Origin of the sequence: Virgibacillus tibetensis, from assembly GCF_036026595.1 — a bacterium.
Classification (GTDB): domain Bacteria; phylum Bacillota; class Bacilli; order Bacillales; family Amphibacillaceae; genus Virgibacillus_P; species Virgibacillus_P tibetensis.
Genome location: NZ_JARZFX010000013.1, coordinates 16,480 through 37,375 on the forward strand (window position 1 = coordinate 16,480; position 20,896 = coordinate 37,375).

Consider the following 20,896-nt stretch of genomic DNA (forward strand, 5'->3'; position numbering starts at 1 on the left):
CTTACTATTAGTTACCTTATTTTATTTTTCTCCGTCCAATTAATTGTCTGTTAGCTAATGTTTAGTATAAGCAACAAATAATTCACTGTCAACAATAAAGTTGACTGAGGGCAAAACTAATATAGTCAGATTATATGCAATGAACGACTAAATGATGACTCTTTTACTAAAAAACTGTTATAGAATAAGCCGGCACTCAAAACAGGTACTTACATAATTGAACCCACAAAAAAACTGACCAGTTCTGAACTGATCAGCGAAACCTTTACTGTTTATCAAGTAGTTTATTTATTCGATCCTTTTTTTCTTTTCTTCTTTTTCTTTGGTTTCTCCGTACGAACCATTTCAAAATCCACAGCTCGTTCATCTGTGTTCACACTTACTACTTTAACTTGTACCTCATCACCAATCCGGTAAACATTAGCAGTTCGCTCACCTATCATGGCGTGACTTCGTTGATCGTAATGATAATAATCATCTGTTAAATAGCTGACGTGTACGAGACCTTCTATTGTGTTTTCTAATTCTACAAAAAGACCAAAGTTTGTTACCGAGCTTATCACACCAGTATACGATTCACCAATTTTATCCTGCATAAATTCTGCTTTTTTCAGATCATCCGTTTCACGTTCCGCATCTACAGCAGTACGTTCCTTATCGGAAGTATGACGGGCAATTTCCGGCATTCTATCTTTCCACTGATCAGTCGTTTTTTTATCCAGCTTCTTATCTATCAAGTAAGTTCGGATTAAACGATGGACTATTAGATCAGGGTAACGACGTATAGGTGATGTAAAATGTGTATAAAATTCAGTTGCAAGGCCAAAATGTCCCACACTTTGAGGGTCATATTTTGCCTGCTTCATTGAACGAAGCATTAACTTAGAGACAATCATTTCTTCCGGCTTGCCTTGTACTTCCTCTATAACTTTTTGTAATGTTTGAGGATGAATTTCATTGGCAGTACCTTTAACTGCATAACCCAGTCCTGCCAGGAATTCGAAAAAGCTCTCCAGCTTCCCATGGTCTGGGTCTTCATGGATACGATGGATAAACGGAACATCCATCCAATGGAAATGCTCTGCAATAGTTTCATTAGCTGCAAGCATAAACTCTTCAATTAACCTTTCAGCTATGGAACGTTCACGCAAGACGACATCTGTTGGCTTACCACTGTCATCAACCAGAACTTGTGCTTCTTTAAAATCAAAGTCTATTGCACCTCGCCCCATGCGCTTCGTACGTAAAATAGAAGCCAACTTTTCCATTTGTTCAAACATAGGCACCAAGGAGCTATACTTGTCTCTTAGTGTCTCATCTTTATCAGCCAGAATCTTATTTACGTCATGATAAGTCATTCGTTCGGTAGTTTTGATAACACTTTGAAAGATTTCATGATTTACAACCTGTCCTGAGGATGTGATTTCCATCTCACAACCTAATGTTAATCTGTCAACATTAGGGTTTAAGGAACATATGCCATTTGATAGGCGGTGTGGAATCATTGGAATTACCCGATCAACCAAATATACGCTTGTCCCACGTTCAAAAGCCTCTTTATCTATCGGCGAGCCTTCTTCCGCATAATAACTCACATCAGCAATATAAACCCCAAGCTTATAGTTTCCATTGTCCAGCTTCTTTACTGTTACTGCATCATCCAGATCTTTTGCATCTGCTCCGTCAATTGTGACAATGATTTCATCACGTAAATCCCGGCGTTCCTCTAATTCTTCTTTCGAAATGGTCTCTGGGGTATTAGCAGCCTGGTCCAGGACCTCATCTGGAAAGTCTATTTGTATTCCATGCTTGTGAATAATTGAAATTATATCAATTCCTGGGTCATTTTTATGTCCTAGTATATGAATAATTTCTCCTTCAGCACTCTTACCAGGTTCCGGATATTTTGTTATGTGAGCAATAACTTTATGCCCACTTACTGCACCATTTGTCATGCTTTTAGGAATGAATATGTCATTTGGAATTCGTTTATCATCTGCGATCACAAAACCAAATGAACGATTATTTTCAAATGTGCCCACTACTTGCATTGTTGCTCTTTCTAAGATACGGATAACGGTTCCTTCTGGCCTATTTCCGTCAGCATCCTTCTTCTCTAAACGGACGAGGACTCTATCCTTGTTCATTGCTGAAGCAAGATCAGAATGATGTATATACACATCCTTTTGATCTTCATCATCTGGGATTAAAAATGCAAATCCTTTTGCATGCATTTGTATTCTTCCGCGAACAAGGTTCATTTTTTCAGGTAAACCAAATCTATTCTTCCGTGTACGGACTAATTCTCCCTCATCCTCTAACTCATTCAGAGCTTTTACTAGCTCTTTGAATTCTAATGCATCGTCTATATCCAAGACTTCCTCAAGTTCTTCAACTGATAATGGCTTTTTTCCATTTTCTTTAAAATAATTGCGTATTCTGTCTTTCATTCGCTCACCTTCTTTCCTAGTTATTGTTAACATTTTTCCCTAAATATAATCATTCTTTCCATTCTAATGTTTCTAAGAATTGATAAATATCTTCAAACAACTGCTCTTTTTCCTTATCCACCGTAATAACATGCCCTGATTTCTCATACCATTTAATTGTTTTCTTTTCCGCTTCTACATTCGTATAAATGTAATCAGCACTTTCTGTATTAATCATCTCATCCTTGCGCGCCTGCACAACCATAGTTGGAGTGTAAATTGTATCGATTTCTTTCTTTACACTCGTAATAAATGAACCTAGCTGCTTAAAGACATCGGTAGACTCTTTCATGAGTTTGTCTAATTCATCTTTAATGGTTGCTTCATCTTTTCCTTCTAATTGCTTATATTCTTTTGAAAAAAATTTAAACCCCTTTGTCAACTGGGTTTCATTATCAAAAAACATCGGTGCACACATTGTAATAATTGCTTTTACTTTCTCAGTATAGGCAAGTTTCAACCCTAATACACCACCAAGTGATAGACCAGCCACTGCGACTTCTTCATAGCCGAGATCTATTAAATGCTGATACCCTTTTTGAACATCCTCCCACCATTGATTTGGATTTGACTGAAGCAATTCTTCCGGTGGCACACCATGCCCGCGGTATATTGGCGCATGACTCGTATATCCTTTTTTCTCCAAAGATCTTCCAAGCATTCGAACATCTGCAGAATGACCTGTAAACCCATGTAATAATAATACCGCACGTGGTCCTGCTTCAAACGTAAAAGGTTGAGGTTGTTTTACTTTCATATAAGCTGCATCTCCTTTATCTTTCCTTATTATTACTTTACCCTTTATGTATAATTGTACAACATTCATGTTACCGTTAATACGAAATAGGTGTAAACCATGCCTTAAATTGCTAAACCTCTATTTAAGGTATACTCTTACCCACTTCGCAAAAATTAAAAACCCTTAACACTAATTGTGATAAGGGTTCTTTTCTATTGGAAAACATATGCACTTAGAAAAGCTAACACAAAAAACAAAGCTCCTGTAACAATTGTTCCACGGTGAAGGATTAAATCTAAGCCTCTTGCTTTTTGTTTACCGAATAGTTGTTCTGCTCCACCGGAAATCGCTCCAGACAGACCTTCACTTTTACCTGATTGCAGAAGCACGAGAACAATCATAATAATTGCATTGATTACTAATAATACGTTTACTATAGCCATGTCACCATGACACCTCCTGAACTTGAAAAGCGTAAGCACCTAATTCAGACGCTTAGCCAAACAACACAAATACCTATTCATTACTTTAGCATAAAATCGTTTTACATAGCAAGATATTTCGTAATTAATTGGACGTTTCATCCAATTAATTTTATTATATAGATAGGAAGACAATATTTTTAAGAAATGAGATGATATATTGGAAAGTACCTTTTGGTTAAAAGTGGAAGACGATGTCGAAGTTTATATAAAAAAATGGTATTCCTCAATAGATAAACCAAAAGCAGTCGTTCAATTATCCCATGGAATGGCAGAGCATATTCAACGTTATGGAGAGTTTGCCAATTACCTCGTTAAACAAGACATTTTTGTATATGGAAATGACCATCGCGGTCATGGTAAAACCGGAGAACAACAAGGATTATTAGGCTATTTTTCTCAAGATAACGGTTTCGCCAAAACGACAAATGATTTACATGTTATTACAAAGCGCATCAAACAGGACCACCCTTCCACCCCGATATTTCTTATAGGTCACAGTATGGGCTCATTTTTAGCAAGAAGTTATATACAACAATATAGTGAGTTGATAAATGGCGCAATCCTCTCTGGAACTGGATACTTCCCACTATTAAAAACCAAAGCTGGCAAGTATTTAGCAGGGATGCTGCCACCAAAAGAAGAATCTAAACTAATGAATTCTTTAGCTTTTGGTAACTATAATAAAAAAATAAAGCATAAAAACACGGGATTTGACTGGTTATCCCGCGAGGAAAAAGCCGTACAAAAATATAATGATGATCCTCAGACCGGATTCATTCCTACTGCCCGTTTTTTCTATGATTTAATGAGTGGACTAGGAATCATCCAAGATGACAAATTAAATAAAGATATTCGAAAAAATCTCCCTCTCCTGTTACTAAGCGGAGATGCCGACCCTGTTGGTGATTATGCAAAAGGCATCTGGAAAACTGCCCATTTATATGAGAAAGCAGGCCTTGAGAAAGTGACTACTATGCTATTTACAGAAGGCAGACATGAGTTATTGCATGAATTAAATAAAGAGGAAGTTTATCGGGCTATTCATGATTGGATGGAGCGTCAAATATAATAATATGTTTTATAGGACGTGATTGCTTGAATCCACTAATAGAACAGTTTAAAATAGAGTAGTAAAGTGTAGATTTAAAGAAGGGTTGGAAAATCAAACATGAAAAACATTCAAGGAATTGCAGCATCGCCGGGTATCGCAATTGCGAAGGTATACCAACTAGAAACTCCTGACTTAAGCTTTGAAAAAAATGTAATTGATAATCCACAAGAGGAAATAGATCGGCTGGATAAAGCATTAGAGGTTACTAAAATGGAGCTTGAACAAATCAGAGCTCATACGAAGAAGGAAATCGATGATGAGCACGCAGAAATCTTCTCTGCTCACTTACTAGTTCTAAGTGACCCAGAACTAATTAATCCAATTAAAGATAAAATTTCTTCTCATAATGCAGCAGCAGAGGTTGCTTTAGATGAAACAGCTACTATGTTTATCGATATGTTTAAAACGATGGATAATGAATATATGCGTGAGCGGGCTGCTGATATTCAAGATGTAACAAAGCGATTAATGGCTCATTTGCTTGGAGTCACTTTTCCGGATCCGGCATTAATTAACGAAGAGGTTATCGTAATTGCTGATGACTTAACCCCTTCTGATACAGCACAACTGAACCGCCAATTTGTAAAAGGTTTCGCAACGGATATTGGTGGACGTACTTCTCACTCAGCTATAATGGCACGATCTCTAGAAATCCCCGCTGTCGTTGGAACGAAAAATATTACGGAGGCAGTTTCCCATAACGATATCTTAATTGTTGATGGAAATGAGGGAACAATTATTATTAATCCTTCCGAAGAAGAGCTGACAGCTTATATAGGAAAACAGAAATTGTTTGCTGAACAACAAGAAGAATGGGCGAAATTAAAGAATGAGCCTACTTTTTCAAAAGATGGCGAGCAGGTTGAGTTAGCAGCAAATATCGGAACTCCTGAGGATGTCAGTGGTGTGTTAAATAACGGTGGAGAAGGTATAGGTCTCTATCGAACTGAATTCTTATATATGGGAAAAAAACAATTACCGACAGAAGATGAACAGTATAATGCCTATAAATCGGTTCTCGAGCAAATGGGCGATAAACCGGTTGTAGTCCGTACATTGGACATTGGTGGGGACAAGGAATTGGAATATCTAGATTTACCAAAGGAACTGAACCCATTCTTGGGATTCCGTGCAATACGCTTCTGCCTGGAGAACGAAGATGTCTTTAGACCCCAACTGCGAGCTCTTCTTCGTGCGAGCGTTCATGGCAATTTGAAAATTATGTACCCAATGATTGCAACGCTGGAAGAGTTTCGTCAAGCTAAAGCTATTTTAGTAGACGAAAAGGAAAGCTTACTGAGCGAAGGTGTAAAAGTTTCTTCTACTATCGAAGTCGGGATCATGGTAGAAATTCCTTCGACTGCAGTCATAGCTAAGCAGTTTGCAAAAGAGGTCGACTTCTTCAGTATTGGAACGAATGACTTAATTCAATATACCATGGCTGCAGATCGTATGAATGAACGTGTTTCTTATTTGTACCAGCCTTATCATCCAGCAATACTCAATTTGGTAAACACTGTCATCGAAGCTGCACACAATGAAGGTAAGTGGGTTGGCATGTGTGGCGAAATGGCTGGAGATCCAATAGCGATCCCCTTACTGCTCGGCCTTGGACTTGATGAGTTCAGCATGAGTGCAACTTCTATCTTACCTGCACGTACACAGATACGGGACCTTTCCAAGAAAGATATTGCTTCTTATAAAGATAAGATACTATCTATGGGAACTGCAGATGAAGTTGTTGAGTTTATCAAAAAGAAAACAGATTAATGAAGAATAGCGGCAGGACCCAAATAGGGCCCTGCCGCTTTTTTATGGATTATATCGTCTCCTGAGTTGTGGCTTCTCCTGTCACTTTCAGGTCAGGGGAGTATTCTCAATCAGTTATAATCTCGAGCTTGTCCTGAATGGGGGACCGCCCTTTATCTTTTGGGACACGATCTGGATAACCTAGTTGCATAACCGCAGCAATTTTCACTTTTTCATTGTTCAATCCAATGTCTTTCAGAAACTGCGGATCATGCATGTATGGGGTTATCGTCCACAACATTCCTACTCCATGCTCCCAGCCAGCTAACTGTACATTTTGAATGAAAGCACATACGGAAGCATATTCCTCTTCGTACCGAATAAGATCTTCTTTCTTTTCAAAATATATTACTGCATGATGTGGAATCTCCAATAGAAATTTTTTCATAGAATCATTCATTTTTACCGACTTAGGACTTCCATCCATTTTGAGCATTCCAATTCGCTGGTAACTTGCTAAAATTGCATCTACAAAAGCTGTTTTCCCCCCTTCCTGATAGATTTTAATTTTCCATGGCTCTGTCATGTAATGTGTTGGAGCGTATGAGCCATATGTAAAGATTTCTTCTAACAGTTCAGTATTCACTTCTTGATCTTTAAATGTATGTATAGACCTGCGTTCTCTTATAGTGTTTAAGATATTGATAAAGCTCCCCCCTCATCATTTACTACACTTAACAGATTAGCATATTTCCCTGATTTGCTAAAAGAGTGATAATACTAAAATTAATCACTCCTGAATCTAAATAAATTCATTCAAACTTCTGCCCTGTCATAATTGACATAAAATCATTATAAAATATTTTATAATCAAGGCCAAAAGCGATTCGATGCTCTCTTACTTGTTCTTCAGCTAGCTGCTCAACACTTATAAACGGCCTGATATCAGCTATACTCTGCCCTCTTTCTGCTCCTTCATCTGCCTGAACAATTTCAACGGGTATGTTTTGATATGTTAACATATCATCCTTTATCGTAGCCATCAAAGTTAGCACATCATGAAGTGGACTTCCTTGTATATTGGGATTCCTTCTTTTATAAAAATCATAATAATAATCCAATAATGGTTTCACAATCTCTATATCCCCGACATTATCAATGTAGTCCACCATTTCAGGAGTAGCAATCGCATATTCCGTTACATTTAGCGGAATAATTGTAACATTTTCTGCATAGGTTAATACCACTTGTGCAGCCACAGGATCTCCATGAAAATTAGCCTCTGAGACAGCTGTGACATTCCCCGTTACCCAAAAAGCACCGCCCATAATATAATATCCTTTTACTTGCCTCATTAGTTCCCGGTATGTAATGAACAGGGTAGCAAGAGACGTTAATCTGCCAATGTTCACAATAATTAATTCATCCTGATATGTTTCGATAATATTAATAATTTCATGGAAATTTTCCACAATTTCATTTTGAAAGACTGTAGGTGGAATAATTGGACCAAGACCAAATTCCCCGTGAATCTCAGGTACATAAACAGGCAGTTCACCTGTCATAGGTACTTCGGCTCCACTAATTATTTTAACCTGTTCTATCTCTTCTCCAAAAAGATCTCTAACATAATGTATATTTGCAAGTGCATTCTCCCGAGCTACATTTCCGTAATCAGCCACAACCCCTACTACATCAACTTCATCATTTAAGTATGCATAAATTAATGCAATCGTATCATCAATTCCAATATCACCAAATAATAACACTTTTTCTACCATTTTGTATTCTCCTTTGTATAATATTTACAATATTATATAGCTTACTATACTGCGGAGTTGTCTTATTCTTTTTATGATGCTAAGTTGATACTTTACGGATGAATGTTGGACTAGTAGCGATGGAGGAGGATGATTCAGCGGTCAGTCCGCTTAACTTCAGCGATGGTGGGTGATGATTCAGCGTTGGGGCATAATTCACGATTAGAAAACTTGGCATTCGCCAAGCCTTTGGGCGATGCCTTAGTTGCACTTATGCAGAAAGAAATATGGTTATACTTTCTTTACTGCTAAAAAAAGAGACAGATCTCTCTGCCTCTTTTCAACTTATTCAGCTTATATTTATTTTTTCAAATTATAAAATGCATTCATACCTGCATATTCGCCCATACCAGCCAATTCGTCTTCGATGCGAAGTAATTGGTTGTATTTTGCTACACGGTCTGTACGGGATGGTGCACCTGTTTTAATTTGACCAGCATTTGCAGCAACAGCAATATCTGCAATTGTTGCATCTTCTGTTTCACCTGAGCGATGGGAAATTACTGCAGTATAGCCTGCGCGTTTTGCCATTTCAATCGCTTTAAATGTTTCAGTAAGTGTTCCAATTTGATTCACTTTAATTAGGATGGAATTGCCAATACCTTGTTCAATTCCTTGCTTCAGTTTTACTGTATTGGTAACAAACAGATCGTCGCCAACCAATTGAACACGATCACCAAGTCGCTCTGTCAGAAGCTTGAAGCCTTCCCAATCGTTTTCATCCAATCCATCTTCAATAGAAATAATTGGATATTTATTCACCATCTCTTCATACCAATCAACCATCTCTGAGGAAGTGCGAACAACACCTTCACCTTTTAAGTTGTATTTTCCATCTTCATATATTTCTGAAGCAGCTACATCCATTGCCAGCATGATCTCTTCGCCTGGCTTATAACCAGCCGCTTCAATTGCTTCAACAATTGTTTGAAGTGCTTCTTCGTTAGAACCAAGATTTGGCGCAAATCCACCTTCATCTCCAACTGCAGTATTATATCCTTTTGATTTTAGGACATTTTTTAATGAATGGAAAATCTCTGCACCTGTTCGTAAAGCTTCTTGGAATGTTGGTGCTCCAACAGGCATAATCATAAACTCCTGAATATCTACATTATTATCCGCATGCTCCCCACCATTTACAATGTTCATCATCGGGGTTGGAAGTATATTTGCATTAAAACCACCTAAATAGTTATATAGAGGTACTTCCAGATAACTTGATGCAGCATGAGCCGCTGCCATAGATACACCTAAAATAGCATTGGCACCAAGATTACTTTTATTTTCAGTACCATCCAGTTCAACCATAATTGTATCAATGATATTTTGACGGGTGACATCTATTCCCAGAATTTCAGGAGCAATCGTTTCATTAACATTTTGTACCGCTTTTAACACACCTTTACCTAAGTAGCGTTGTTTATCTCCATCCCTTAATTCAACCGCTTCGTGCTCCCCAGTTGAAGCACCACTCGGTACTAGGGCTGCACCAAAGGCACCTGATTCTGTAAAGATTTCTACCTCTACTGTTGGGTTACCACGTGAATCTAAAACTTCGCGAGCATAAACATCTGTAATATATGGCATTAAAATCTCTCCTTTTTCACTTTTTTGTTTTATCGTTAAATGGAATTATGTGTAACGGCAATTGTTACTTAGTAATCAGTGATTCACCAGTCATTTCTGCAGGCTTTTTTAAGTTTAATAAATCCAGCAATGTTGGTGATAAATCTGCTAAAATTCCTCCAGTACGCAATTCGATGCCTTCTTTGGTAACAATAACAGGAACAGGATTTGTTGTATGTGCAGTCATAGGATCGCCCTCGAGTGTAACTACTTCATCTGAATTCCCATGATCTGCCGTAATAATAGCATTTCCACCCAGTTCTATTATTTTATCGACTATTCTTCCTAAACATTCATCAACAACCTCTATAGCTTTAATCGTTGGTTCTAGTTTACCGGAATGTCCAACCATGTCAGGGTTGGCAAAATTTAAAATTATCGCATTCTGTTCACCGGTATCCAGTTCATTTAATAAAGCATCGGTAACTTCATACGCACTCATTTCAGGCTTTAAATCATAGGTTGCGACATCTGGTGAGTTTATTAATATCCTTTTTTCACCGGGCAACTCATCTTCACGTCCCCCACTCATAAAAAAAGTGACGTGGGGGAATTTTTCTGTTTCTGCTATCCGTAATTGCTTGAGTCCATTTTGCGCAAGCACCTCACCAACTGTATTATCAAGGGTAACAGGTTCATATGCAACAAAACCTTTTACAGATTCACTAAAATTCGTCAACATGACAAAGTCCAAGTCTTTTGGAATATTAAGCCCTCGATCAAAGTCCCGAAAATCTGCATCGGTAAAGGTTCGGGATATTTGGATTGCTCTGTCGGGACGGAAGTTATAGAAAATAATGGAATCATTATCCTCTACCTTGGCAACAGGGTCACCATTTTCGTCAACGATTACAGATGGAACTACGAATTCATCATAAATACCGTGAGCGTAAGAATCCTCAACGACTTCAAGAGGATGATTATAGGTTGTTCCCTTCCCGTGAACAATTGCGTCATACGCTTTTTTCACTCGTTCCCAACGTTTGTCACGGTCCATGGAGTAATATCGGCCAGAAATAGTTGCGAACTTACCAACCCCTAGTTCTCTCATCTTCTCTTCCGTTTGACGAATATAAATTTCAGCCGTCTGAGGTCCCACATCGCGCCCATCCAGAAAAGCATGTACAAAGACATTTTCCAGGCCGCTGTCTTTAGCTAATTTTAATAAAGCGAATAAATGTTCTATATGGCTATGGACCCCTCCATCTGATAATAAGCCAAAAATGTGCAAGTCTTTATCTTGTGTTTTTGCGTGATGAATTGTTTTTAAAAAGGCATCAATTTCAAAAAAATCGCCTTCTTTTATGGATAAGTTCACACGAGTTAAGCTTTGGTACACGACACGCCCTGCACCAATGTTAAGGTGCCCTACTTCAGAGTTTCCCATTTGGCCTTCCGGCAGCCCTACAGCTTGACCACTTGCCTCCAATTGGGTGTGTGCGTATTTCTCTTTAAATCGATCAAGATTTGGAGTCTTTGCTAGTTTAACTGCATTTCCAAGTTCTTCTTCACGGATAGCAAACCCGTCTAAAATAATAAGTGCTGCTAATTTTTCCTGATTCATTTCGTACCAGCCTCCACAAGCTGTAAAAAGGATTCTGCTTCCAGGCTTGCACCACCTACTAGCGCCCCATCAATATCAGATTGTGCTAATAGTTCCTCAATATTTGCTGGTTTCACACTTCCACCATATTGAATTACAATCTTTTCAGCTGTTACTTCTGATGTAATTGTTTTAACAACATGACGTATATGTGCACAGACTTCATTTGCATCCTCACTAGATGCCGTTTTTCCTGTTCCAATCGCCCAGATTGGTTCATATGCAATAATCGTTTTAGCTACTTGTTCTTCGGTTAAACCTGCCAGGGCATTTTTAACTTGAATTTCAATGTGATTCATCGTTTCATTTGCGTCTCGCTGCGCTAAGGTTTCGCCTACGCAAACAATTGGCGTAAGCTTATGGTTTAAAGCTGCGTGTGCCTTTTTATTTATTAATTCATCTGTTTCAGCAAAAAGCTCCCGTCGTTCTGAATGCCCAAGGACAACGTGTGTAACACCTAGGTCTTTCAGCATTACCGGACTTACTTCGCCTGTAAATGCACCGTTATCTTCATAATGCATATTTTGTGCAGCAATTTTAACATGTGATCCTTTTGCTTTTTCAACAAGCGAGGTTAAAAAAGGAAATGGTGCACAAACAACAGCGTCGACTTTATCACTTTCAGGTACCTTTTCGGCAGCTTCTTCGACGAATTGGTTTGCCTCAGCTAATACTTTATTCATTTTCCAGTTACCAGCAATTACTTTCTTGCGCATCGTCTCACCTCTTCTTAGTCTTTTTCAATAATTTTATTACTCTTTATCGTTTAATGCTTGTACACCTGGAAGGATTTTTCCCTCCATAAATTCTAGAGATGCTCCTCCACCAGTCGATATATGGTTCATCTCAACCGCAAATCCAAACTTTTCAACTGCCGCAGCAGAATCACCACCGCCAATTATGGTATAGCCATCTGTATCAGCTAAGCTTTCAGCTACCGACTTTGTTCCACCCGCGAAGGGATTCAATTCAAATACTCCCATAGGTCCGTTCCATATAATTAACTTTGATTCTGCTACAATACTGCTATAGGATTCACGTGTTTTAGGTCCAATATCCAATGCCTCCCAATCAGCAGGGATTTGATCCACCGTAACGATCTTTGTGTTTGCGGTTTCCGAAAAGTCGTCTGCAACCACAACATCCTCAGGAAGCACGAAGTTCACACCTTTTTCTTCAGCTTTTTTCATAAACTCTCTAGCTAAATCAAGTTTATCCTCTTCGAGTAATGATTTTCCAATCTCATAACCTTGTGCTTTTATAAAAGTATAAGCAAGACCGCCACCAATAATTAGGTTATCCACTTTATCAAGCAGGTTATCAATAACATTTATTTTATCCTTTACCTTCGCACCACCGATTATTGCTGTAAATGGGCGCTCTGGATTTTCCAATGCTTTCCCAAGTACATCAATTTCTTTTTCCATTAAATACCCAGCAACAGCAGGCAGCTTTTCGGCTACTCCTACAGTAGATGCGTGTGCGCGATGGGCTGCTCCAAAAGCATCATTTACATAAAAATCTGCCATGTCAGCAAACGCTTGCGCTAATTCAGGCTTGTTTTTTTCTTCTCCCTCTTCAAAGCGAACATTTTCCAGAAGAAGAATATCTCCATCACTTAATTGGGAAATTGCTTCATTTACTTCCGCTCCGTATACTTCATCTGTTTTCAAGATGTCTTTACCAATAACATCACTTAATCTCTTTGCAATAGGGTCTAATCTCAAATCCTCTACTACTTGTCCTTTTGGTCGACCAAAATGACTTGCTAAAATTACAATTGCCCCATGCTCTGTCAAGTACTTAATTGTTGGTAGTGCTGCTTTAATACGTGTATCATCTGTTATTTCGCCATTTTCCATGGGAACATTAAAATCTACACGACAAAAGACTTTTTTACCTTTTACATCAAGGTCCTGAAGTGTTTTCTTATTCATTAGTCAACCTCCCAATTTTCAACTTATGTAATTCATGTACCATATTAGGTTTTCCCTTATTATAACTCTATTAATCATTATATCGCATGAAAAGCTAAAGCGCCTGTTTAGCGATGCATGATGCCTATTCACAGGATGATGACGCAGCAAAAATTAAACGGAGGAGGATTGCTCTCCTCCTCCGAATCTTTTTCTTATAGTCCTTTTTCTTTAAGAAATGCTGCTAAGTCTACACAACGCGCTGAATATCCCATTTCATTATCATACCAAGAGATTACTTTCACCATGTTGTCTTCAAGTACCATAGTAGACAAGCCATCTATGATGGAAGAATGTGGGTTTCCAATGATATCAGTTGATACTAATGGTTCTTCACTGTACTCTAAGATACCTTTCAAATCACCCTCTGCTGCTTCTTTTAATGCTTGGTTTACATCCTCAGCTGTTACATTCTGATCCAATTCAGCAACCAGGTCTACAAGTGAGCCGTCAGGTGTAGGTACACGTACAGCCATACCATTTAATTTACCATCTAATTCAGGCAATACTTTTGAAACAGCTTTTGCGGCTCCAGTTGTTGTCGGGATAATATTCTCTGCTGCAGCACGAGCGCGACGATAGTCTTTGTGAGGCAGGTCAAGAATTTGCTGATCATTTGTATACGAGTGAATAGTTGTCATTAGGCCACGTTTTAGACCGAATTTATCATGAAGCACTTTTGCATATGGCGCAAGACAGTTTGTTGTACATGATGCATTGGAAATAATATGGTGTTTACTTGAATCGTACTGATCATCATTAACACCCATAACCATAGTTAAATCATCATTTGTACCAGGCGCTGAAATGATTACTTTTTTAGCTCCAGCATCAATATGCTTCTGTGCATCCTCACCATTCGTAAAACGACCAGTAGATTCAATAACAACCTCCACTCCAAGGTCTCCCCAGCCCAGGTTTGCTGGATCGCGTTCAGATAAAACTTTAATTTCTTTTCCTCCGACAACAATAGAAGAACCATTTACAGATATTTCTTCTTCTAATTTGCCATGAACAGAATCATACTTTAGCAAGTGTGCTAACATATTAGCATCTGTTAAGTCGTTAACTGCCACTATTTCCACATCATTATTATTTAGAGCCTGACGAAACACATTACGTCCTATTCTTCCGAAACCATTTATACCTACTTTTACTACTGCCATGTATATTCCTCCTAAGATTTAAATTGAATTTTTACTAATATATATTTAAAGAGGAGTTCCCCTTAAAATCTGTTTTGCAGCCGCTTCATCCGTAATTAGAAGATCACTTTTACCTTGTTGGAAATAGGATGCAATTGCTTGTCCCTTAGATTTTCCTCCGGCAATTGTAATAACATAATCAATATTACTTAGATCTTCCAACTGAATCCCGACTGTTCTCACTTTGTGTACTACATTTCCCGAAGCATCAAAGTAATATCCAAATGCTTCACTTATAGCTTTATTTGTCTTAAGCTTAACTGCAATTGAATCTGGGGTTTTTCTTCGTTCAGCCATAGTCAATGCGTCCCCGATACCATGAAGGACGATACTCGAACCTTTAATTTGCTGCAACGTCTCATTTATAGATGGCTCTGTAACAATAGATTCGTAAGCAGATTCACTGAGCGGGTCAGGCACATACAATAAACGATATTCGCCTTTTGCCTTTCTTGCCATTTCCGCAACGATCGTATTCGCCTGATTCTCTACTTTCTCTCCTATTCCACCCCGAGCAGGAACAAAGATGTAGTCGTTTTTCTGATTCAGAGTTGTCATCACATCGGCTACTGCCGCCATTGTCGAGCCACCTGTTACAGCGATTGTACTTCTTTCTCCTAAAACAGTCCGAAGATAAGCGATACACGCCTTTCCCATTTCCTGTTTTATCCATTCATACTCATCACTATTACCAGGGATAATAATAACATTCTCTACATTTAATTTTTCCTTAATTTGCTTTTCTAAAACACTTAACCCCATTATTTCACTCATAAATACAGCAAGCTGATCTAATACTAATTTACCCTCTTTTGTAATATACATTCCTTTTGTTGTTACTTGGGTAAGCCCCTGCTTCTGCAGGAAATCGACCTCGCTTCGTATACTTCGCTCTGTCAGGTTTGTATTCTCTGCAAGTCCCCTTCTTCCAATTGGTTGAAAGAGTTCGACACTGTGTAACACAGAATACCTTTGCTGTATTACATCTAGCAGATCGGGTATTAGCTTCTTTTGTAGATCAATTAGATCTCTCATGAAAAGACACCTTCAATTCTGGGCACTTAAGGTCCCGGGTAGTTATATTGTGTCCCAGTTGTAACAAAAAAATTTATCCCTACGTATGATTTAATTATAACATGCGGGATAAATTATTCAAATGATTTGCTGTGATTATTCATTTAATGATCGTACAAGCGAAAAATTTACTCCATTGAGAAGGTGTATGGTTACCGGTTAAGTTAGTCTAAAACTAGGTGTAAAGATGGCTGGTATGGGTATTTCTTATATATTTTTCTTTATTGCGTCCTCCAACGTATCTATATTAAGCTCTTCACAATCTATCGTTGTTTCATTGATTTTCACATAGGGGATCAACAGCTGAAACTCCTCGAGCCATGCATCATTTGTATAAATATCTCTTTCTTCAATCTCAAAAGGATAATGTTGCTGAAGCATCGTGAGCAGAGCCTCCGCGTCTTCACATAATGAGCATACTTCTTTCGTATAAAATATTACCTTTAACATTATAAATCCCTCCGCTTCATTGAGGATCGAATCCCCAGCTGTTCACGATATTTCATTACAGTTCGTCGAGCAATAGTAATACCAAACTCTTCAGCTAATTTATTTTTAATTGCTTCATCTGACAATGGCTTATGTTTACTTTCATGTTGAATTAGTTCAGTAATTAACTGTTTAACCGCAAAAGCAGCTGTTTGCTTTCCATTTTCTTGCCTGATACCGGATTGCAAAAAGAATTTAATAGGTAAAACACCGTGTTTTGTTTGTACGTATTTATTACTAATCGCTCTGCTTATGGTAGAATTATGAATATCCAATTCATTGGATATTTCCCGAAGAGTCAGGGGTTGAAGCATAAACGCACCATGCTCAAAAAACATGTACTGCTTCTCAACAATTGTTTGGATAACACGTTCTAATGTGCTCGTACGGTAAGATATTGCCTGTTTTAACCAATCAACCTGCTTATATTTTTCTTTTAAATAATCGGCTGCTTCTTTTTCTAAATCCTTAAGATCTTCATATGTTTTATTTATTTTAATCGTGGGTGCATTCCATTTGTAAAATGAGATTTTCCACATACCCATTTCTTTATAGATCGATGCTTCTGGAATAATATAATCAGGTCTTTTGGTTATCAAAAGTCTTCCCGGTTTAGGATGGCAGGATTTTATTTGTTCGATAATTTTCTTTACCTGTGTATCATTTGTATCATAGTGTTTCGTTATCGCGGAGATATTTTCTTCTGCAATCCATTCCAGATGTTCTGTCATTAAGTTCTTTATAAACGGTCTGTATACAGGTAGTGACTGTAATTGTAAGACGATGCACTCACTTAAGTTCCGTGCCCCTATTCCAACAGGTTCCAGTGATTGTATCATACTCAGGGCCTGCTCAACCTGCTTAATAGTAGAATTACATTTATCTGCCCATAGGTCGAGATCAATTTCCAAATAACCATCTTCATTTAATGAATCAATTCCGAATTCTACTAGCGGCTTAATTTCCTTGGTAATATCCAATGTATACAATTGCTTTTTCAACTGATCATACATCGTCAATTCTGCCTGATTTATTTCACCTATTACAGCTGAACTTGAGTTGGATGATCGATACTGCGCTATGTCGTAATCATAGTTCACTTCTTCAATCAACGGATTCTCCTTAGAAATCTCTTGAATATAATCAATTAACTCCACACTCGAAAACTGCAGAATGTGAATCGCCTGTAACAACGATTGATTCATCTTCCATTGCAACGTTTGCTCCTGAACCAGCCTAGCTTTCATATTAAGCACCCCAAAAGATATTCTCCCCCCTATTTTGCCACACTTTGGGGGTGCCTGTCACTTTGGGGGTGCCTGTCACTTCCCGGTTTATGTCGAATGATATTAGCTATCTATCGATATCAACCTGGCTTTCAATAATTTGAATTATTATATTTTTGTATAAAGCACTGTAACAGTATAATGAAGGTAAGCAGGCTAGATGAATGAAGGAGTGTTATCAGACTTGATAGAAGTATACACAGATGGTGCGTCAAGTGGCGATCCCGGGTTAAGTGGAGCAGGAATATACATAAAAGCACACGGAAAGAAATATGAATATTCATTTCCTATAGGTGTTTTATCTAATCATGAAGCAGAATTCGCAGCGGTCATTAGAGCACTTGAGATTTGTAGAGATTCTTTTCCGAATGAGATATTATCCTTCCGGTCGGATTCCAAACTAGTTGTAGATGTGATCGAAAAGGACTTTACGAAAAACGAAAAATTTCTTCCGCTTATTGAAAAAATAAGGGAAGAAAAAAGTCACTTTCCATATTTTTTTATAAAATGGATACCAGAGAAAAAAAATAGCAATGCTGATAAATTAGCTAGGAAGGCAATATATATGTGAAAGATAGGAACGCAAAATTAATTCAATAGTTCGCATCTTTCTTTGCTATACCTCCCTAAAGTATCGGGATTTTGATATAATATAAATATCAATAGGTTAGTTTCACATGAGGGTTAGGCACACTTTCACCTTTTAGGATATCTCCTAAAAAGGGGGGTGTTGCTTATGGATATGGAAAATGTATTAACGCTGATGATTTCTTTCGGTATGTTAATTGCTTTTATCATGTCCAACCAGAACCATAAAAAATAATCCCTCATGTGATTTTAACAGGACCATGTGAGGGATTATTTCCTTACTGTGCCTTCCCCTCTTGATGGGGTTAGTCTATTGTAACCGTTCCATGTTGTAGCATGGGGCGGTTTTATTATTGTATGTCTCTCTACTTACAGTATACCTTATTTTGACTATTTGTTAAACATGTTAACATGAAGGAAAGGAAAAAACTTTCCGCACCTTATAAAATAGATACCAGAGAAGAAAAACAGCAATTTCTAATTTAGCTATTTTATCCTTATTCTCTCATTACCTGAAATCCATTTAGGAAAATGAGCTAATTCTATCGATATCGGTGACTCATAACTATTCAGGTTCTTCAGTTGAATACCGTGTTTAGTTATACCATCACTTTCCGAACCGCCTGAAGAAAAGGATATCGACTCAGGGTGCATTTTATTCCCACTAGCATCCATTATTTCTCCAAACAGACCGAATGGAAAGTCTCCCTCAGTTGTATATAACTTAAAATTAATCTCATTTTTTGTAATTTCTATTTCACGGAGCATATTCCCTTCAGGTTGGTTTAAAATTTCTACCTTTTCCAGGTCCACTACTACCATGTCATCTGCTTTATCAATTGCTTGTATTCTATTAATAATAAGGTACAGCTCTTCAGGTTCTTTAAAATAGTTACTCTCAAGATAAATTATTTCTTCCTCGTCTAAAAGTTGACTTACAGTAATTCCATTCGAAATTTTACTCCATTCCTCGCCATGTTCATCAACAAGTCGTAAGTCTTCAAAATATAACAGATTCTTTGTATTATTAGGGTCCTTTTTAACCCGTACTGCCACCCTAAGTGGATAAACAGTGACTTCTTCAATAAAAATCCTTTGCCCTCCTATTGTAACTGTCTTATTTATTTCGTACGATTTTTTGGTTTCAAAATTCTTTTCCAATGTGAAAGGAATGATAAACTTCTCATTAACCGTGTCCCCAACCACGTGTAGGTCTATCTCAAAACTTCTTGACTCGTAAGGACTTTGAAAGAAATATTCCATTACTCCACTGTATGTTTTTTGCCCTTGTTCTGAAAAATGAGGGAAGCCATAAGTCATGGAACTGAAATCCAATTTTTCACCAACAGTACTTTCCAATTTAACTTCTTCAATTGTAATTTCTTTTTGCTTTTTCTCCGTGTTTAAAGTATAAAATAAGACGATCCCATTCTCATCTGCAATTGCACCGTCTATAATAACCTCTAATCCATTTTTCTCGACGGATACATCGATATCCTGATAATAGTCATTATTTATCGCTGTTACCATTCCTTTATCATGCCTTATAAGCTTAACAATCTTTTCCATTCCAGGAATCGCCGAAACATATTCTGCAAAAACAGGAGATACACGAATGGTTGTAACAAAGGCTATCAGTATTACTGCAACCATTGCTGCTTGCAATATCCACCTTTTTTTACGGTGGAATACTTTTTCTTTTGATTTCGCTTTAGCAAAGCCCGTTAGAATTGCATCATTCAATGCTACAACAGGGATTTCAGTTTTCTCCATTTTCTTTTTATAGTTGGACAGCCTTAATTCTTCCTTTTCATACATGAAACTCCCCTCCCTTCTCTTCAAGTTTGTTCCGTAGTTTCTTTAACGCTTTATTAAGCCGGGTCTTTACCGTTCCTTCAGGGCATTCCAAAGCTATGGCAATATCCTTGATTTTTAAATCGTTAAAATATTTAAGTGTAAGTATTTCACTTGATCGATCGTCTAGTTGCGACATTGCATCTTTTAATTCCATATCAGTGTGACTATCTGAAACTCCTTGCAGATCAATTATTTCACCATGAAATATCAGCCGTTTATCTTTTTTTAGTTGGTCATTACAATAATTAATCATAATCCGAATTAACCAAGTTTTTATGAAAGCAGCTTCTCTAACTGTGTGGATTTCCTTGTAAGAACGATATGTGACTTCTTGTACAGCCTCAAGTGCTTCTTCCTGATTTTTTAAATAGGAAAGTGCTGTTCTATACAAATCCACCTTATGTAATTGTATTAATCGCAAAAATGCATCATCATCCCCGTCAATAGCTTTTTGGATCTCTTGAAGATTTTCTTTCACAATTTCGCCCCCTACTTTTATCTATCTATGTATTAGACTGCAGACCCGATATAAAGTTTTCATTTTTAAAATTAATTTGATGAAGAAAAAGCTCACAAAAAAATGTGAGCTTTTTCCGCCATGTTTAAATCATGCAGTAGATTTTAACGATCAATAACTTTGTTACTAATCCGACCAATTCCTTCTATCTCCAATGTTACTACGTCGAAACCCTACTTGCCACTTTATCTCGAATGAAATCTGATACTTTTTCTACTTTAAATAATTCAGATACTAGTTTTTCAACCATACCATTCCATTACCCAGTATCCCTAAACCACT

The 20,896-nt window shown here is 37.6% G+C and carries 19 protein-coding genes; 4 read left to right on the top strand and 15 right to left on the bottom strand.

The features are described from left to right. Positions 1-284: 284 nt before the first annotated feature. The 3 genes from rnr to secG form a co-directional block, all read right to left on the bottom strand. Positions 285-2,450, bottom strand: coding sequence for a ribonuclease R (gene rnr, locus QGM71_RS17655; RefSeq protein ID WP_327608888.1), 2,166 nt, complete (start codon positions 2,448-2,450; stop codon positions 285-287). 49 nt (positions 2,451-2,499) lie between these two features. Continuing rightward, the gene (locus QGM71_RS17660) at positions 2,500-3,246 is read right to left on the bottom strand and encodes an alpha/beta hydrolase (protein WP_327608889.1); all 747 of its coding nucleotides are present in this window, start codon (positions 3,244-3,246) and stop codon (positions 2,500-2,502) included. Between the two features lie 194 nt (positions 3,247-3,440). Next, on the bottom strand, positions 3,441-3,671 hold the full coding sequence (gene secG / locus QGM71_RS17665) for a preprotein translocase subunit SecG (RefSeq protein ID WP_327608890.1): 231 nt from the start codon (positions 3,669-3,671) through the stop codon (positions 3,441-3,443). Positions 3,672-3,870: 199 nt separating this feature from the next. Between secG and QGM71_RS17670 the strand changes: the two genes are divergently transcribed. Next, positions 3,871-4,782, top strand: a complete 912-nt coding sequence (locus QGM71_RS17670) for an alpha/beta hydrolase (RefSeq protein WP_327608891.1) — start codon at positions 3,871-3,873, stop codon at positions 4,780-4,782. Between the two features lie 99 nt (positions 4,783-4,881). Beyond that, on the top strand, positions 4,882-6,594 hold the full coding sequence (gene ptsP / locus QGM71_RS17675; protein ID WP_327608892.1) for a phosphoenolpyruvate--protein phosphotransferase: 1,713 nt from the start codon (positions 4,882-4,884) through the stop codon (positions 6,592-6,594). A gap of 106 nt (positions 6,595-6,700) precedes the next feature. Here the strand turns inward: ptsP and QGM71_RS17680 are convergent, their stop codons facing one another. Beyond that, positions 6,701-7,279 (bottom strand): nitroreductase family protein, encoded by a 579-nt coding sequence (locus QGM71_RS17680; RefSeq protein WP_327608947.1) that lies wholly within the window; start codon positions 7,277-7,279, stop codon positions 6,701-6,703. 106 nt (positions 7,280-7,385) lie between these two features. Next, a complete protein-coding gene (locus tag QGM71_RS17685; protein ID WP_327608893.1) occupies positions 7,386-8,354 on the bottom strand; it encodes a nucleoside hydrolase in 969 nt (322 codons plus the stop codon). A 129-nt stretch (positions 8,355-8,483) separates the two neighbouring features. On the opposite strand from QGM71_RS17685, the gene QGM71_RS17690 reads away from it, so the two are divergent. Continuing rightward, positions 8,484-8,645, top strand: a complete 162-nt coding sequence (locus QGM71_RS17690; protein ID WP_327608894.1) for a hypothetical protein — start codon at positions 8,484-8,486, stop codon at positions 8,643-8,645. A 48-nt stretch (positions 8,646-8,693) separates the two neighbouring features. Here the strand turns inward: QGM71_RS17690 and eno are convergent, their stop codons facing one another. The 8 genes from eno to rpoN form a co-directional block, all read right to left on the bottom strand. After that, positions 8,694-9,980: a phosphopyruvate hydratase gene (eno, locus tag QGM71_RS17695; RefSeq protein ID WP_327608895.1), complete on the bottom strand. Its 1,287-nt coding sequence runs from the start codon at positions 9,978-9,980 to the stop codon at positions 8,694-8,696. Positions 9,981-10,044: 64 nt separating this feature from the next. Continuing rightward, positions 10,045-11,583, bottom strand: coding sequence for a 2,3-bisphosphoglycerate-independent phosphoglycerate mutase (gene gpmI, locus QGM71_RS17700; protein WP_327608896.1), 1,539 nt, complete (start codon positions 11,581-11,583; stop codon positions 10,045-10,047). Then, positions 11,580-12,338, bottom strand: a complete 759-nt coding sequence (tpiA, locus tag QGM71_RS17705) for a triose-phosphate isomerase (protein WP_327608897.1) — start codon at positions 12,336-12,338, stop codon at positions 11,580-11,582. Before tpiA ends, gpmI begins: the two co-directional genes overlap by 4 nt. Positions 12,339-12,374: 36 nt before the next feature. Continuing rightward, complete coding sequence (locus QGM71_RS17710; protein WP_327608898.1) at positions 12,375-13,559, bottom strand: phosphoglycerate kinase; 1,185 nt, start codon at positions 13,557-13,559, stop codon at positions 12,375-12,377. A 194-nt stretch (positions 13,560-13,753) separates the two neighbouring features. Then, positions 13,754-14,764: a type I glyceraldehyde-3-phosphate dehydrogenase gene (gene gap / locus QGM71_RS17715; protein ID WP_327608899.1), complete on the bottom strand. Its 1,011-nt coding sequence runs from the start codon at positions 14,762-14,764 to the stop codon at positions 13,754-13,756. A gap of 45 nt (positions 14,765-14,809) precedes the next feature. Beyond that, a complete protein-coding gene (locus tag QGM71_RS17720; RefSeq protein ID WP_327608900.1) occupies positions 14,810-15,838 on the bottom strand; it encodes a sugar-binding transcriptional regulator in 1,029 nt (342 codons plus the stop codon). 246 nt (positions 15,839-16,084) lie between these two features. After that, positions 16,085-16,327: a glutaredoxin family protein gene (locus QGM71_RS17725; RefSeq protein WP_327608901.1), complete on the bottom strand. Its 243-nt coding sequence runs from the start codon at positions 16,325-16,327 to the stop codon at positions 16,085-16,087. After that, a complete protein-coding gene (gene rpoN / locus QGM71_RS17730; RefSeq protein ID WP_327608902.1) occupies positions 16,327-17,613 on the bottom strand; it encodes an RNA polymerase factor sigma-54 in 1,287 nt (428 codons plus the stop codon). Before rpoN ends, QGM71_RS17725 begins: the two co-directional genes overlap by 1 nt. A gap of 223 nt (positions 17,614-17,836) precedes the next feature. Between rpoN and QGM71_RS17735 the strand changes: the two genes are divergently transcribed. Next, on the top strand, positions 17,837-18,223 hold the full coding sequence (locus QGM71_RS17735; RefSeq protein WP_327608948.1) for a ribonuclease HI family protein: 387 nt from the start codon (positions 17,837-17,839) through the stop codon (positions 18,221-18,223). A gap of 503 nt (positions 18,224-18,726) precedes the next feature. Here QGM71_RS17735 and QGM71_RS17740 read toward each other — a convergent pair. Together QGM71_RS17740 and QGM71_RS17745 are read right to left on the bottom strand one after the other, a co-directional pair. Then, positions 18,727-20,058 carry a DUF4179 domain-containing protein gene (locus QGM71_RS17740; RefSeq protein WP_327608903.1) on the bottom strand — a complete coding sequence of 444 codons (1,332 nt, stop codon included), beginning with the start codon at positions 20,056-20,058 and terminating at the stop codon, positions 18,727-18,729. Beyond that, positions 20,051-20,575, bottom strand: a complete 525-nt coding sequence (locus tag QGM71_RS17745; protein ID WP_327608904.1) for a sigma-70 family RNA polymerase sigma factor — start codon at positions 20,573-20,575, stop codon at positions 20,051-20,053. Before QGM71_RS17745 ends, QGM71_RS17740 begins: the two co-directional genes overlap by 8 nt. Between the last annotated feature and the right edge of the window lie 321 nt (positions 20,576-20,896).